The following is a 13,482-nucleotide window of genomic DNA, read 5'->3' as shown; positions in this document are numbered from 1 at the left end:
GGTAGTTTAGCTTTTCGCAAAAACCTTACCATGACCTGGATATTCAAAAAATTGATGCTGGGGTTAATCTGGGTATATCAACACCTGATATCACCGCTTAAGCCTGCAACCTGCCGTTATACACCTACTTGCTCTACGTATGCAGTTCAGGCTATTAATAAGTATGGCCCTTTTAAAGGCGGCTGGATGGCACTGAAACGAATTGGCCGATGCCACCCATGGGGAGGTAGCGGGTATGATCCTGTGCCTTAGCCGTACTTTAATTATAATGGTTTTATCGGTAATTCTGCCCGGTAAGTATAAATTTATCCTGTGTTAGTCTAATTAACGGTAGCGTTGGTTGAGATTTGGTGAGACTTTAAGTATATTGTGAAAAGTATATACTTCTCCTTCTCCATTACCTATGATCCTGACGCTACTTACCCATCAATGGAAATCCGAACTGCGATCTTCCGTTTTTAAGAAAAGCCTTGTACTTAATATTATCCTTGGACTGCTTATTTTATACTTTGGCAGCATTTTTCTGTTCCTGGGGTTTTACCTGGATGATATCCTGCTAAAAGTTTTTCCGGGACAGGATGTGGTTGCCGTGTTTAACGGGGGGCTGCTGTACTATTTTCTAATTGATCTGTTTTTCAGGTTTTTGCTGCAGGAGATGCCTGTGCTGGCAGTACAGCCGTACCTGCACCTGCCTGTCAGAAAAAGCAAGTTGGTGCACTATCTGCTGTTAAAATCAATACCGAGTTTCTTTAACCTACTACCTTTCCTGCTGATAGTGCCTTTCATGGTATCGGCGGTAGTGCCGGCGCATGGGCAAAGTATGGCTGTAGTATGGCTGCTTGCGCTTGTTGCCATAACACTGCTTAATAACTACCTGCTGCTATACTTTAAGCGGCAAATGAGCACCAAGCCACTTTATACATTGGCTTTTGGCCTTACCATTGCACTGCTAATGCTGCTCGATTACATTGGCGTGCTACAACTGCAGGTTGTATCTAAAGCTATTTTCGGAGCAATGCTGCAGCAGCCCTGGTTACTGGCAGTGCCAATGCTTTTGCTAGTGGGTGCTTATACGCTTAACTATGGCTTCTTAAAAGGCCATACTTATCCGGAGGAGCTAAAAGTGCATAAAACGGCGGCAGTTACTGGAGCAAACATTGCTTTCCTGAACCGCTTCGGAGAGATCGGTAAATTGATAGAGCTGGAGTTAAAGCTGATCTGGCGACACAAGCGCACCAAGTCAATTATAACCATGTCGGTGTTTTTTCTCTTTTACGGTCTTATCTTTTACAACAAAGGCACTTACCTGGACGGCTTCGGGTTTCTGATTTTTGTAGGAATCATACTTTCCGGAATGCCGATGTTTAACTACGGTCAGTTCTTGCCGGGCTGGCAGAGCGCACACTTTGATGGTTTACTAACGCAGCGCATTTCGCCTTACCAGTTTTACAGAGCCAAGTACTGGATGGTGGTTCCTGTTATACTGCTGGCTTACGTGCTCACGCTGCCCTACGGCTTTTTTGGGTACAAGATCATTCTTATAAACACTGCTACGCTGCTGTATAATATTGGCGTTAATGTATTTGTTATCTTCTTTTTCTCGGTGTATAACAAAGACAGGCTGGACTTGAGCAAGGGCAGTGCCTTTAACTGGCAGGGAGTAGGAGCCTCTAAGTTTGTGATGATACTGCCGGCCATGGTGCTGCCTATACTTATTTACCTGCCTTTTGGGTTGCTGGGCGTGCCTTATGCCGGTATAGCTGCTATTGGCGGACTTGGTTTGCTTGGTGTTATTTTTAAGAAGCAGTTGCTGCAATTTTCTGCCAATCGCTTTTTAGAGCACAAGTATAAACTGGCAGCCGGCTATCGCCAATCAGCTTAATTATCTTTAACAAGTATAAAACGCGAACAATGCTAACGATAAACAATTTACAGAAAGTATATAACGGCACCACAGTAGTTAATGTGCCTGCACTAAACATAGCAGCTGGTGAGTCGGTGGGGCTTGTGGGAAATAACGGAGCCGGTAAAACCACGCTTTTCAGAATGATACTGGACCTGATCAGGCCAAGCAAAGGAGAAGTGCTTTCAATGGATGCCAATGTGATGCAGTCGGATGATTGGAAAGTATACACCGGCTCATACCTGGACGAAGGCTTCCTGATTGACTACCTGACTACTGAGGAGTACTTCAAGTTTATCGGCGACCTGCATGGCCTTACTGACGGTGACATTACAGAGCGCCTGCTGCCTTTTATGGATTTATTTAACGACGAGATATTAAACCAGCGCAAATACATCCGCGACTACTCCAAAGGTAACCAAAAAAAGATCGGTGTTGCTGCCGCTGCACTCTCTAACCCGGAATTACTGATTCTGGACGAGCCTTTTGCCAACCTGGATCCGAGCTCCCAGATACGCCTGAAAAACCTGCTTAAGAACCTGAGAGAGAACAATGGCATGACCATGCTGATCTCCAGCCACGACCTTAGTCATGTAATAGATGTTTGTGAGCGAATCATTATTCTGGAGAAAGGGCAAGTGGTGCAGGATATGCGGACTACTGAGAACACACTACGCGAATTGGAAACATACTTTACGGTTTAAGTTCATAGAACATTAATTTTTACATTAGCCTAAGATGTAGCTCAAGTAATATTCTCTAAGTATAAATACTTACTTATAAGTATAAAAACTTACTTTGGCTTCATTCGTAAGAATTATTTTGTTAAACTGCACATTCGTCAGTCATATGTTTGGCTGGTGCCTAAGTTTTTCAATAGTTTAACATAGGCAAAATGAACGTCAAAATTCCAGCGCCACACGATTGTAATGGCATTTCTTTATCTCTCGCTGATGTTATCCGCATCGAGAAACGCTCTCTTTCTTTTTTTGAGTCATGTGCCCACAACCTGTATATTGTAGTAAGGCAGCACCATAACCAGGAAGTGTTTTCTTTATTCTGTTATAAGAATCAGGTAGATATGTTGCTTGCTTACGATACCATTTCTTCTCTCCTGAAAAAGGCCTCTCCGGAGGATGTTACCTTGGAAATGGAGCCAATGCCGGCTTAGCATATGTTAAAGTCAATAAACTGTCTGATTTATAAAAGCATTCTCGTTTAATAGAGACTGAAGCCGTAGACGGGAATTTATTAAACGGAGAAAAAACTTTAAATTAATCTGGTTTGGCGATGATGCACCTAATGTTTTGTTTGTCAGAAGGTAAGGTGGAGTTGGTTGATGTTGGTCGTACTAGATAGGGCAGTTAAAGGCAGAGTAGCGGAACTATTTATATCCTGTATTTGTAATATATAAGTGGCTATATATTTATATGGCTTTTTTTAATATTAATGATTACCTATGATTGATACAAAAAGAACGAACACACCTATTACTACTAACACCCTCAAAAACACCATCAGCTACATGCAGTATCGTGAGCTAATCGATAAACTGCTGGCTGAAAATAAAACTACCGGGCAAAATCATTCTGAAGCTATGGTAGAATACACCCGCATGAACATGCAGCGCATGCGACGGGTTGAAAAAACTACTGTACTGCAGGACGAGCTGGTGCAGAAAATGCTGAGTCTCCAGACACCAATGATCTGGGTTATACTTACAGAGGCCTGGTGCGGCGATGCAGCTCAGAATATACCATCAATCGTTAAAATCGCAGATGCCTCGCCTATTGTAGAGGTAAAGCTGCTGCTCCGCGACGAGCACCCGGAAATCATGGATGCTTATCTGACCAATGGTGGCCGCTCTATTCCAAAATTAATTGCCTTACATGCAGATACACTGGAGGTACTTGGCACCTGGGGCCCCCGACCTGCACCTGCGCAACAACTGGTAATGGAAGCAAAACAGCATGATGTGCCTTTCCAGGAGATGGCAGAGAAACTGCATGGCTGGTACGGCAAAGACCGTAGTTACACTTTGCAAAAGGAGTTTACACAGTTGATTACTTTGTGGGGCAACCTGGTAGCCCCGGAAGAGCAACTGGTTGAGCGCTGTTCTTAAACTTACCCTCCTTATAAAAGTATAAACTAAAAGCGGCGACACCTGGTGTCGCCGCTTTTAGTTTATACCCGCTGCAGGCATTAACACTACCCGCCAGCCATCAGGGTCTTCAACTGTTACAGCGTGTTTTGTTTGCCAGTAGGGGTTCTCAGGGGGTACTTCCGGGTAGCCAAGGTTTAGCAGGCGGTTGGTTATCCGTTTTATACTTTCCCGGTCGGGTATGTAGAGCACCAGCAGGTTATCTTTGGAAGGGGCAGGGCAGGGGCTCCCGGCCTTATGTTGCGTAAACTCCAGGTGGTAACTGTAACCGGGTAACCCGATCATGAGACCGTCATAGCCATTATGGTTTTCAAAAGAGCCTAGTTTCTGCAGTCCGATACCCTCGCAGTAAAAGTATTCAAGTTCCTGTAATTTAGCTGTAGGGCGGGCAATACGCACCTGCGCTACAGGCAATTCAGCGGGCCATACTTTGCTCATACTTTATGCTACTTAAGACTTACCTCTATTATTTTATCGCCTACTTCCAGTTGGTGAACTACCTCCATGCCATCAATTACCTTAGCAAAAATAGTATACTTGCCATCCAGGTGCGGGGCAGGGGAGTGGGTGATAAACCACTGGTTACTTTCAGTGTCTTTACCCGCTGAGGCCATCCCGACAAACCCTTCGCGATAATGTAAAGGCGCAAACTCTGATCGGATGGAGTAATCGGAGCTGCCCCAGCCGTCGCCGCGCTTATCGCCGCCCTGCGCCACAAAGTTTGGCACTACCCTGTGGAAGTATAGATTATCAAAAAACCTTTTATCGATCAGTTCCACAAAGTTGGCAACAGAGCCGGGGGCATCTTCTACAAACAACTGCATCACTATAGTACCCTTTTCTGTTCTCAGAAGCACCTGTTGCCCTTCTGGTATCGATTTAACCAAAGTCCAGTTAATAGGGTGCGTGAACGGGTTTTCCGGAGTTATACTTTCTCTTTTGCCGCTCAGGTAATCTAGTGTTCGCTGCAATTCTATGTTGGTTTCCATGTCGCGGGGCAACTGTAGCTTTTGCTGTGCCTGTGTTAAAAAGTTATACTCTTTATACTGGCTGCGCAGGTTAAATTTAGGGTCTCGTATGGCTGCCGCCGCCATGCCTACCAAAGCCACGTCACCGGAGCTAACGGCTCTCTTAAATATCTCTGCAAAGTCGGCATCCAGCCTTCTCGGAAAATCCCCCTGCTGGCGCATGGTAATAATGGCATCCATGCCGGTAGTGGCAATAATTGGCTGCTCCGCGCCGAACATCTGCTCAGCTATAAATTGATAATTTTCGATGTAGCCTGATAAAGCTTTTAGAAGATAGGCTTTGTCGTATGGGTTTCGGACATTTTGGTATTGCTGCTTATAACGGTTGCTTAAAAAGCTTTTGCTTTGCGGCTGGCTGTTACGCAATATTACCCAGATCACACCACTTCGCACACGTGCATCCTGTATAGCAGGCAATAACTTTAGCAGCGTATCAACCTCCACACCAGCTGGGTTTGTCTGTATAAACTCAGCGGTAGCTACTGCGGCGTTTATATTTTTATCTTGTAATGTAGCAAGTATGGCTGGCTTTACCTGGGCAAATTCAAGTCCGGCCATGGCGCGTATGGCGCTTAACCTTACCCTGTAATCGGGGTCGCTTTGCGCAATTGTAGATAGGAACTGGGCCTTATCGGAAGCTTTTACTTTTCCAAGGGCCTGTGTTACTGCCATGCGTACTTCCGGGGCTGCATCAGAGGTGGCGGCATTAAGCAAAGGCTGGCGGTATGGAGTTAGGTCGAGCCTTGGTGTGCGGGCCAGAAAATGTGCGGCAGCCAGCCGAGCTTCATAAGGCCTTACCGATGAAAGCAGTTTTATGGCCAGTTCTATACTTTTAGGAGTGTGCTGTTGTCTTAAGCCAGCTCTGTAAATACCCCAGGCCTGGCCAGCCAGGGCGAGTTGGTTGGTGGCATTATAATTAGCCAGGTAATCTGCGCCAACAGGTGTGGCTAGCTTACCCAGGGCTTCCAGCAACTCAGCTTGTACTCCAGGTTTGCCTTCGTGAGGCATGTGCTTTATAATACTATCCTCCGCTTTCTTGTGACCGATCTGGCCTAGTGCATAAGCAGCTGCTTTGCGTACACTGGTGGTGGTGTCTGAAAGCATGCCCAACAGATCAGGAATGGCAAGGGTGTCTTGTACCGATGCAAATGCAAGCGCGGCTTCTGTACGGTAAGCAGGTTTGTTATGGTGCAAAAATGGCAGTAACTCTGCGGTGTTTCGCTCATCCTGCAGGGTGTATATTTTTTGTAATGTAGTATCTGAGAACTTGTTAAGGGCAATTTCCGGGGTTTGCTGAGGCAGTTGCTGGCAGGCAGCTAAAGCCAAAACGGCTCCGGCAATGATGGAAAGCTTTTTCATGGATATTTTTATTTTGCACCTCAATATACTCAAAATCATCTACAGGTTAAAGTATAAAATAAATGTGCCCTGATTGATATATCTTTAAACTTTACTATATTTATACCTATGCTCCTTTTTAAGGGAATAGGCATTATTTAATTGAATTATTTTTAGTTTGACACCATCTTCAACTAAGACATTAATTGCAGTAATAAAGACAAGTATTCCTTGAAAAAGAACTAATTGTGTTTCAGGAACTGTTTGGTTGTAATCCGAAATTTTTTGGCAAACCTCCTGATTATCAACAAGTAAATAAACTAATAAAGTATAGCATACAGAGCAATGGGGCAAAAGACCAGGCTATTTTACCTTTAATTAGAATACATGTACGTTAACCTTTTTCCACAGAAACAACTGATGCAGACCAGAAGGTATATGCTGATGTTTGGACTTTTTCTGATTGCCGGCGGGGCATATGCTTTATTCAGAGAATTTTTCCTCCAGGATGCGTTTCGTTTAGGTTGGGCAATAAGCAATGCTCTAGTTTTTAGTGCGGGTGTAACTTTCTGGCTCATCGCCGATAAAAGCCTTGCCACTAAAGAAGCATACTTTTCGATGAACCCCGAACGCATAAAGTATAGGCTGACACTTTTCGCACGAGAGCAAGCTGTGCACTGGAAAGAGGTAGATGCAGTAGATATCTCTGTTCATAGTGTTGTTTTCAACCTTACTTCCGGAAAAAGTGTAACAATGCGCCTGGGTAATATTCAGCAACCCGAAATAATACTGCATGTTTCCAGAAGTATACACCTGGCCGCTATGGAAAAAGGTATTATGGTAAATGGGGTGCAAACGGTGCAGCAAAGCTCTGTGGCATAATATTCTCTTCTCATTTTATCTGAGCTGCTTTAAGTCATACTTTTAATATATCTTTTGCTGGTATCAATGCCCAAGCTTTGCCAACTTTGCAGTCTTATCGATAAAGTATGGCAGAGCAAATTACGCGGGTTTATGGTCTTCAGTTTGGTTTGCTGTGCCTGAGCTCTTTCCTTTTCTTTGCCAGTTTTAACATGATTATTCCGGAGCTTCCGGATTATCTTACCAGTTTGGGAGGCGCAGAGTATAAAGGCCTTATTATTTCCCTGTTTACGCTTACCGCTGGCTTGTCGAGGCCCTTTAGCGGCAAACTTGCCGATAAGATAGGTCGCATACCTGTTATGATGGTGGGCGGGGCTGTCTGTATACTGGCTGGTTTTCTGTATCCTGTAACCGGCTCTGTAGCGGCTTTTCTGCTGTTACGTTTCCTGCATGGCTTTTCTACGGGCTTTACGCCAACAGGTACCTCAGCTTATGTGGCCGATGTGGTTCCGATGCAGAAACGCGGCGAAGCAATGGGCCTGATAGGGCTTTCGGGTAGCCTGGGCATGGCTGCCGGTCCAGCATTAGGTGGAGCCATTGCCAATCAATTCTCCGTAAACACCATGTTCTATGCATCGTCTTTTGCAGCCTTCCTGTCGGTGGCGGTGCTGGTGCGCATGCATGAAACCCTTGATAACCCGCACCGGTTCAGGATGGGCTTGCTGCGTATTTCCAAAAAAGAGCTCTTTGAGCCGCGTGTATGGGGCCCATCTGTTGTAATGCTTTTTTCTACATTTGCTTTTGGTACTATACTTACCATCATCCCAGACTTTAGTGCGCATTTAGGTATACAAAACAAAGGCCTCTTCTTTACTAGTTTTACGGTGTCGTCGCTGGCTATTCGTTTTCTGGCCGGGCGTGCTTCTGATAAGTACGGCCGCATTAATGTGCTGCGGGTAAGTACAGGCTTACTTACAATAGCCATGCTTGCCATAGGCCTTTGTACATCGGCTACGCAACTGTTGCTGGCGGGAATGCTTTTCGGGGTAGCAGTTGGCATGAACTCGCCCACTGTTTTTGCGTGGACCATAGACCTTAGCCACGAAGCTCATAGAGGCCGCGCTATGGCAACCATGTATATTGCACTGGAGGCAGGCATTGGGCTAGGAGCACTCAGTTCAGGATGGCTCTATAGTAACAATGTGGCAAATTTTACACTTACATTCTGGGTATCAGCCGGCTTTGCTGCTGTGTCTTTTCTTTACCTTGTCCTGCTATCTAAAAAGCAACTGGATCGCCCTTCTTTTTTACAGAAGTATAACCAGTAATATTGTACTATCTATATATGATAACTTGTTTAAAATGTGGTTTTACTATATGTTAGACCATTTTTTGATATGAAAAAATTTCACTAAAAAAATCAAAAAACAACGAACACCTTTTGATCTTCGCCCGTAAACACCCTCAATACAGTTCTTACACTTCCCTTCAAACTTACCTAAGCTTTTATAGCCGGATTATTCAGCAGACTTTTGACCTAAAAAGTATAGCAGGTGTAAGTATGATTTTACCAATTGAGTGGAAGAGCTGATAGTATGTGTTAAAATATCTAAAGTGTGTGAGTATGGAAAAGTTTACTTTAAGATCGCTGTGTGTTTTTGCGTTAGGTTTTGTATTGATGAGTTGTGAGAATGAAAGCGATGCGACGTCTCCATTATCGGCAAACGGCAGTAAAAACTTTGGTACCGCCCCGGGTACCTGCGAGATAATTGAATTTGATGAATATAATGAGGTTGAAGCCATAGCAGGTGCTATAACAACAGTATACAGCGAAGGCACGCCTGTACGAGTATCAGCTAAATTAAGGTCTGCAAGAGGTAATAACGTTGCTACTGACAGAGGTAACTATCTTAATAATAACGCGGCCATACTTTACAATACATCACAGCCAGACCCAAAAAACAAAAACTTTGTTACCCCTAACAAAGACGCCGTAAGGCCAATGGGTAATGTGCTTACCGCCGGTAAAGTGCAGGGAAACACAACCTCGATCTATGACCAGGGCAGCCAGCTGGAGATGGATTTCTCAGCAATGGGAACAATCACTTTAAAAGCCATTCATGTGCTGGATATTACTGCAGATGAGGCAGATTCGAAACTGGAGTTGTTGGACAGGAACGGAAACGTGATCAAAACTTTTAACCTGCCTGTAACGGGGGCTTTTGGTGCCACACGCCTGAACACATTGGATACACCTGGCGTAGCTAAAATACGCGTTACGATCGGAGGCGAAGGCAAAAGAGCAGGATCTGGTGCCATTGATGTGATCGAGTTCTGCAGAAACTAAGAATAAATGTAATTCAATACTGCCTGTTAGCGACACTAAACAGGCAGTATTGAAAAATAAATTAAATAATCTTATACTTTACTTAACTTTTAAAGTATAAATAGAGTGCCCTAAGCCTGGTAGCCTTCTGTTTGCCCGGCTTCTGTTTTTAACATCAGCAGGTAATCACCCTCCTATAATTGCAGCACGCACCCAAAGCTGTAATATCACCCTTAAATATAATATTTAGTTATTCTGTGCCGTATGTCATGGACTTCACTGCTATGCTCAAGCGGTTGTGGTAAGTGATAAATATTTTATTTTAACTATGAAAACTGTGAAAATTATGAAAAGAAAATTAAACAAAATTGGTGCCTTGTGTCTGGGTGCCATGTTCATCTTCGGCTGCGAGAAAGAAGATGATATGATATCATTAAATTCTTCAGCTAGCCAGGATGCGGTGGTTCAAAACTGTTACACCATAAACTTCGAGAACTTCTCAACCAGTAATTTCCCTATTACCCAGGTATCCGGAGCTTATGGTACAGTGGGTATTATGGCCATGAAGAGAGAGAAGGGTAATACAAGCGACGTGTACACCAGCACAAACGTAGCAAGAGTATATGATGCCAATAACCCAACAGGAGACGATTGGCATGACTTGGGGTTAAGAAAAGAACTAGGCAAGATGTTGATGGCTAACATGTATACACCTGCCCAGGTGGCTGCTACTCCTAATGCCATAGGTGAAGATGGTTTCAAGTACTCGGAGCCAAGCGATAATGCCTGGGGAGCAACTATAGAAATGGACTTCTCATCCATTGCACATCCTGTTACGCTAAAATCTATTGTAGTGGTAGATGTTGACAACAATCATGTGGTAGAAAATCAATCTTATGTACGGGTACTAGATGCAAGTAATGCAATTCATAATTTCCCGCTTCAGATGTTCGCAGCAGAAGGTAGCGCACAAACTGTAAACATGAACGTAGCCAACGCCAAAAAGCTTATCGTTGTGTTTGATGGCGTAGGAACTTCCGTTGGATCAGGAGCTATTGATAATATCATGTTCTGTGTAAATGTACCGGAAGTGCCAAGAGGCTGTACCAGAACTCAGGGATACTGGAAAAACCATGCTCCGAACAGTAAGAGTAATAAGAATGGCAAGACCAAAGTAGATCCAGCCTGGGGTAGCCTGTATGATGATTCATTCTTCAGCAGTGGTAAGAACTACATGGAAGTACTTAACACGCCACCTAAAGGAGATGCATACTATATCTTAGCGCATCAATATATTGCTGCTAAACTTAATGTTGCTGCAGGTGCATCTATACCAGCTAATGTATTAACAGTGTACAATAATGCTACGCTATATTTTGAAGGCAAGTCTAGCCCAAGCAGAAGTACCTTAATTCAGTGGGCTGAAATATTGGATGCCTATAATAACGGTAGAATGGGAGTGCCTCATTGCAATTAAGCATAAAACAGGCTTTAAACCCTAACAAAGTTAAGCGCTCGTAGTTAATGCTACGAGCGCTTATATTTTTACAGCAAAATGCCATCTGTTGGATAAGCGTATACAATAAGTTCAAGGTAGTACTTATTTAAGACTATACTTAGCTATAGCGAGTATAGTCTTAAAAGCAATCCAGTACAGAACATCTTTATAGTTTTAAAGTATAAAAACAACTGTAATCAGTATAAATGATAGCTTATGCTTACAGACAAAAAGAACTTTATAGAGCACTTGGTAAATAGCCACCTGCACACTGCCCATGTAGTGCCGCCATCTGTAAGCTGTGCATTTCTTGATGGTTTGCTTCAGTTGCTTTTCCCGCCTTTATCTGAGCAGGTTATCAAATCCGGTGATGAAGTGGAGCACCACCTGCGTGTGCTGGAATCTGACCTGGAATTAATTCTTGGAAAGCTTCAGGAACGTCTTCCTGATTCCCCGACAAGTATAGTAAACTCCTTTTTTAATGCCCTGCCAGAAGTATACGAACAGATAATGGATGATGCACGCGCCATCGAAGCAGGCGACCCGGCTGCCGTAAATACCGATGAAGTGATCCGCACATACCCAGGTTTTTATGCAGTGGCAGTGTACAGAATTGCTCATTTACTTTATCAGTTAGATGTTCCGTTGCTTCCGCGCATTTACTCAGAACATGCACATACTAAAACCGGTATAGATATACATCCAGGGGCAAAAATAGGCACTGCTTTTTGCATAGACCATGGCACAGGTGTTGTAATCGGGGAGACAGCCATTATAGGCAATCATGTAAAAGTATACCAGGGCGTAACCTTAGGGGCTGCCAGTGTAGATAAAGCCATGGCCAATACCAAGCGCCATCCAACCATAGAGGATAATGTGGTTATTTATGCCGGGGCAACCATTCTTGGCGGAAAAACAGTGGTGGGCAGGCACAGCCTGATAGGAGGTAATGTATGGCTCACAGAAAGCGTACCTGCCTATTCAAGAGTATACCATCGCCCTCAGATTAAGGTTAGCCAGAAACCCGACCCGTCTTACCTCATCAACTTTTCAATCTAAAAACACAACATATGAAAGCAACTACTATACTTGGCACCATTGGCAACACACCGCACGTGCGCATTAATAAATTATTTGATGATAAGGCAGAAGTATGGATGAAAATGGAGCGCAGCAACCCCGGCGGAAGTATAAAAGACAGGATCGCTTTGTCTATGATTGAGGATGCGGAGCGAAAAGGAATTCTGAAAGAGGACAGTATAATTGTAGAACCGACTTCCGGCAATACAGGTGTGGGCCTGGCTATGGTAGCTGCCGTAAAAGGATATAATTTAGTTTTGGTGATGCCGGAATCTATGTCAATAGAGCGGCGCAGGCTGATGGCTGCCTATGGTGCTAAACTGGAACTTACCCCACGCGAGAAAGGTATGAAAGGGGCTATCGAAAAAGCACAGGAATTAGTGAAAGAGAATGAAAATGCCTGGATGCCCATGCAGTTTGATAACGAGGCCAACGTGCAGATACACATAGATACAACGGCCCAGGAGATACTCGATGATTTTCCGGAAGGCTTTGATTATCTTATAACTGGCGTAGGTACAGGAGGTCATATTACCGGCGTGGCAAAAGTACTGAAAAGCCATTTTCCGGAGCTAAAAGTATTTGCTGTAGAGCCTGCTGCCTCGCCTGTGCTTAGTGGTGGCCAGCCAGGTCCGCACCCGCTACAGGGTATAGGTGCAGGGTTTATCCCAAGTATAATGGACACCACGTTGCTGGATGGTGTGATACAGGTGGAGCGTGATGACGCTTTTGACTTTGCCCGGCGTGCCGCACGCGAAGAAGGCTTATTTATTGGGGTATCCTCGGGAGCATCCCTGGTTGCTGTAAATAAGCAGTTGCAGGAAGGCTTACCTGATGGATCCAAAATTCTGACCTTTTGCTACGATACAGGCGAAAGGTATCTGTCTGTAGAGGATCTGTTTGTGTAAGAGTTAAAGTATAAAACGACATACTGCCAAAACGAAAAAGGCAACCGTATAGGTTGCCTTTAAGTGGGGAATATCGGAGTCGAACCGATGATCTTCCCGTAAGCATTCGGGACGCTCTAGCCAGTTGAGCTAATCAATTGCTCAATATAGTTTCGGTTTTTTTTCTTTTTTATTTCTGCTTCTCTTTTTCTGGCTTCTGAGTTTGTTTCATATTCCTCGATGTGCTTTAACAGCCAGGGTGCACCAGCTTTTGTAGATTTACTATACCCAGCATTATGTCTGGCAAGTCTGTCGTTCATATCCTGGCAGCTGCCTATATAGTAACGGTCAGTTTTATGTGAATAAAGTATGTAAGTATAACATGGCATGCTGACAAAAC

At 44.1% G+C, this 13,482-nt stretch carries 14 protein-coding genes; 11 read left to right on the top strand and 3 right to left on the bottom strand.

Translation table 11 applies throughout. From position 1 onward, the window contains the following. The first annotated feature begins 30 nt into the window (after nucleotides 1-30). The 5 genes from yidD (at nucleotide 31) to K0O23_RS05185 (ending at nucleotide 4,025) form a co-directional block, all read left to right on the top strand. A complete protein-coding gene (yidD, locus tag K0O23_RS05205) occupies nucleotides 31-252 on the top strand; it encodes a membrane protein insertion efficiency factor YidD (RefSeq protein WP_219876337.1) in 222 nt (73 codons plus the stop codon). A 151-nt stretch (nucleotides 253-403) separates the two neighbouring features. Next, nucleotides 404-1,882, top strand: a complete 1,479-nt coding sequence (locus K0O23_RS05200) for a DUF5687 family protein (protein WP_219876336.1) — start codon at nucleotides 404-406, stop codon at nucleotides 1,880-1,882. A gap of 29 nt (nucleotides 1,883-1,911) precedes the next feature. Continuing rightward, entirely contained in the window at nucleotides 1,912-2,607 is a 696-nt protein-coding gene (locus tag K0O23_RS05195; RefSeq protein WP_219876335.1) for an ABC transporter ATP-binding protein, read from the top strand. 191 nt (nucleotides 2,608-2,798) lie between these two features. After that, the gene (locus tag K0O23_RS05190; RefSeq protein ID WP_219876334.1) at nucleotides 2,799-3,074 is read left to right on the top strand and encodes a hypothetical protein; all 276 of its coding nucleotides are present in this window, start codon (nucleotides 2,799-2,801) and stop codon (nucleotides 3,072-3,074) included. Nucleotides 3,075-3,362: 288 nt separating this feature from the next. Next, nucleotides 3,363-4,025 (top strand): thioredoxin family protein, encoded by a 663-nt coding sequence (locus K0O23_RS05185; RefSeq protein ID WP_219876333.1) that lies wholly within the window; start codon nucleotides 3,363-3,365, stop codon nucleotides 4,023-4,025. A gap of 57 nt (nucleotides 4,026-4,082) precedes the next feature. On the opposite strand, the gene K0O23_RS05180 is transcribed toward K0O23_RS05185, so the two are convergent. Beyond that, nucleotides 4,083-4,502 carry a VOC family protein gene (locus tag K0O23_RS05180; protein WP_219876332.1) on the bottom strand — a complete coding sequence of 140 codons (420 nt, stop codon included), beginning with the start codon at nucleotides 4,500-4,502 and terminating at the stop codon, nucleotides 4,083-4,085. Nucleotides 4,503-4,510: 8 nt separating this feature from the next. Then, nucleotides 4,511-6,451: a peptidylprolyl isomerase gene (locus K0O23_RS05175; RefSeq protein WP_219876331.1), complete on the bottom strand. Its 1,941-nt coding sequence runs from the start codon at nucleotides 6,449-6,451 to the stop codon at nucleotides 4,511-4,513. A 366-nt stretch (nucleotides 6,452-6,817) separates the two neighbouring features. Between K0O23_RS05175 and K0O23_RS05170 the strand changes: the two genes are divergently transcribed. From K0O23_RS05170 to cysK, 6 genes are all read left to right on the top strand, one after another. Continuing rightward, nucleotides 6,818-7,312 carry a hypothetical protein gene (locus K0O23_RS05170; RefSeq protein ID WP_219876330.1) on the top strand — a complete coding sequence of 165 codons (495 nt, stop codon included), beginning with the start codon at nucleotides 6,818-6,820 and terminating at the stop codon, nucleotides 7,310-7,312. Nucleotides 7,313-7,419: 107 nt separating this feature from the next. Continuing rightward, nucleotides 7,420-8,619 (top strand): MFS transporter, encoded by a 1,200-nt coding sequence (locus tag K0O23_RS05165; RefSeq protein ID WP_219876329.1) that lies wholly within the window; start codon nucleotides 7,420-7,422, stop codon nucleotides 8,617-8,619. Between the two features lie 296 nt (nucleotides 8,620-8,915). Further along, nucleotides 8,916-9,638, top strand: coding sequence for a hypothetical protein (locus tag K0O23_RS05160; RefSeq protein WP_219876328.1), 723 nt, complete (start codon nucleotides 8,916-8,918; stop codon nucleotides 9,636-9,638). A gap of 325 nt (nucleotides 9,639-9,963) precedes the next feature. Continuing rightward, nucleotides 9,964-11,094 (top strand): hypothetical protein, encoded by a 1,131-nt coding sequence (locus tag K0O23_RS05155; protein ID WP_219876327.1) that lies wholly within the window; start codon nucleotides 9,964-9,966, stop codon nucleotides 11,092-11,094. Nucleotides 11,095-11,331: 237 nt separating this feature from the next. Then, the gene (gene epsC / locus K0O23_RS05150; protein ID WP_219876326.1) at nucleotides 11,332-12,174 is read left to right on the top strand and encodes a serine O-acetyltransferase EpsC; all 843 of its coding nucleotides are present in this window, start codon (nucleotides 11,332-11,334) and stop codon (nucleotides 12,172-12,174) included. Nucleotides 12,175-12,185: 11 nt separating this feature from the next. Beyond that, nucleotides 12,186-13,103, top strand: coding sequence for a cysteine synthase A (cysK, locus tag K0O23_RS05145; protein WP_219876325.1), 918 nt, complete (start codon nucleotides 12,186-12,188; stop codon nucleotides 13,101-13,103). Nucleotides 13,104-13,219: 116 nt separating this feature from the next. On the opposite strand, the gene K0O23_RS05140 is transcribed toward cysK, so the two are convergent. Next, nucleotides 13,220-13,471 carry a GIY-YIG nuclease family protein gene (locus K0O23_RS05140; RefSeq protein ID WP_246596940.1) on the bottom strand — a complete coding sequence of 84 codons (252 nt, stop codon included), beginning with the start codon at nucleotides 13,469-13,471 and terminating at the stop codon, nucleotides 13,220-13,222. Nucleotides 13,472-13,482: the final 11 nt, after the last annotated feature.

This window comes from Pontibacter aydingkolensis, assembly GCF_019443125.1.
Classification (GTDB): domain Bacteria; phylum Bacteroidota; class Bacteroidia; order Cytophagales; family Hymenobacteraceae; genus Pontibacter; species Pontibacter aydingkolensis.
The sequence above is the reverse complement of the archived record's forward strand: the minus strand, read 5'-3'. Positions and strand labels throughout refer to the sequence as shown.

Excerpts from the sequence above, each read along its gene's own strand:
- yidD (WP_219876337.1), top strand. The coding sequence starts at position 31 with ATGACCTGGATATTCAAAAAATTGATGCTGGGGTTAATCTGGGTATAT.
- K0O23_RS05200 (WP_219876336.1), top strand. The coding sequence starts at position 404 with ATGATCCTGACGCTACTTACCCATCAATGGAAATCCGAACTGCGATCT.
- K0O23_RS05195 (WP_219876335.1), top strand. The coding sequence starts at position 1,912 with ATGCTAACGATAAACAATTTACAGAAAGTATATAACGGCACCACAGTA.
- K0O23_RS05190 (WP_219876334.1), top strand. The coding sequence starts at position 2,799 with ATGAACGTCAAAATTCCAGCGCCACACGATTGTAATGGCATTTCTTTA.
- K0O23_RS05185 (WP_219876333.1), top strand. The coding sequence starts at position 3,363 with ATGATTGATACAAAAAGAACGAACACACCTATTACTACTAACACCCTC.
- K0O23_RS05180 (WP_219876332.1), bottom strand. The coding sequence starts at position 4,502 with ATGAGCAAAGTATGGCCCGCTGAATTGCCTGTAGCGCAGGTGCGTATT.
- K0O23_RS05175 (WP_219876331.1), bottom strand. The coding sequence starts at position 6,451 with ATGAAAAAGCTTTCCATCATTGCCGGAGCCGTTTTGGCTTTAGCTGCC.
- K0O23_RS05170 (WP_219876330.1), top strand. The coding sequence starts at position 6,818 with ATGTACGTTAACCTTTTTCCACAGAAACAACTGATGCAGACCAGAAGG.
- K0O23_RS05165 (WP_219876329.1), top strand. The coding sequence starts at position 7,420 with ATGGCAGAGCAAATTACGCGGGTTTATGGTCTTCAGTTTGGTTTGCTG.
- K0O23_RS05160 (WP_219876328.1), top strand. The coding sequence starts at position 8,916 with ATGGAAAAGTTTACTTTAAGATCGCTGTGTGTTTTTGCGTTAGGTTTT.
- K0O23_RS05155 (WP_219876327.1), top strand. The coding sequence starts at position 9,964 with ATGAAAAGAAAATTAAACAAAATTGGTGCCTTGTGTCTGGGTGCCATG.
- epsC (WP_219876326.1), top strand. The coding sequence starts at position 11,332 with ATGCTTACAGACAAAAAGAACTTTATAGAGCACTTGGTAAATAGCCAC.
- cysK (WP_219876325.1), top strand. The coding sequence starts at position 12,186 with ATGAAAGCAACTACTATACTTGGCACCATTGGCAACACACCGCACGTG.
- K0O23_RS05140 (WP_246596940.1), bottom strand. The coding sequence starts at position 13,471 with ATGCCATGTTATACTTACATACTTTATTCACATAAAACTGACCGTTAC.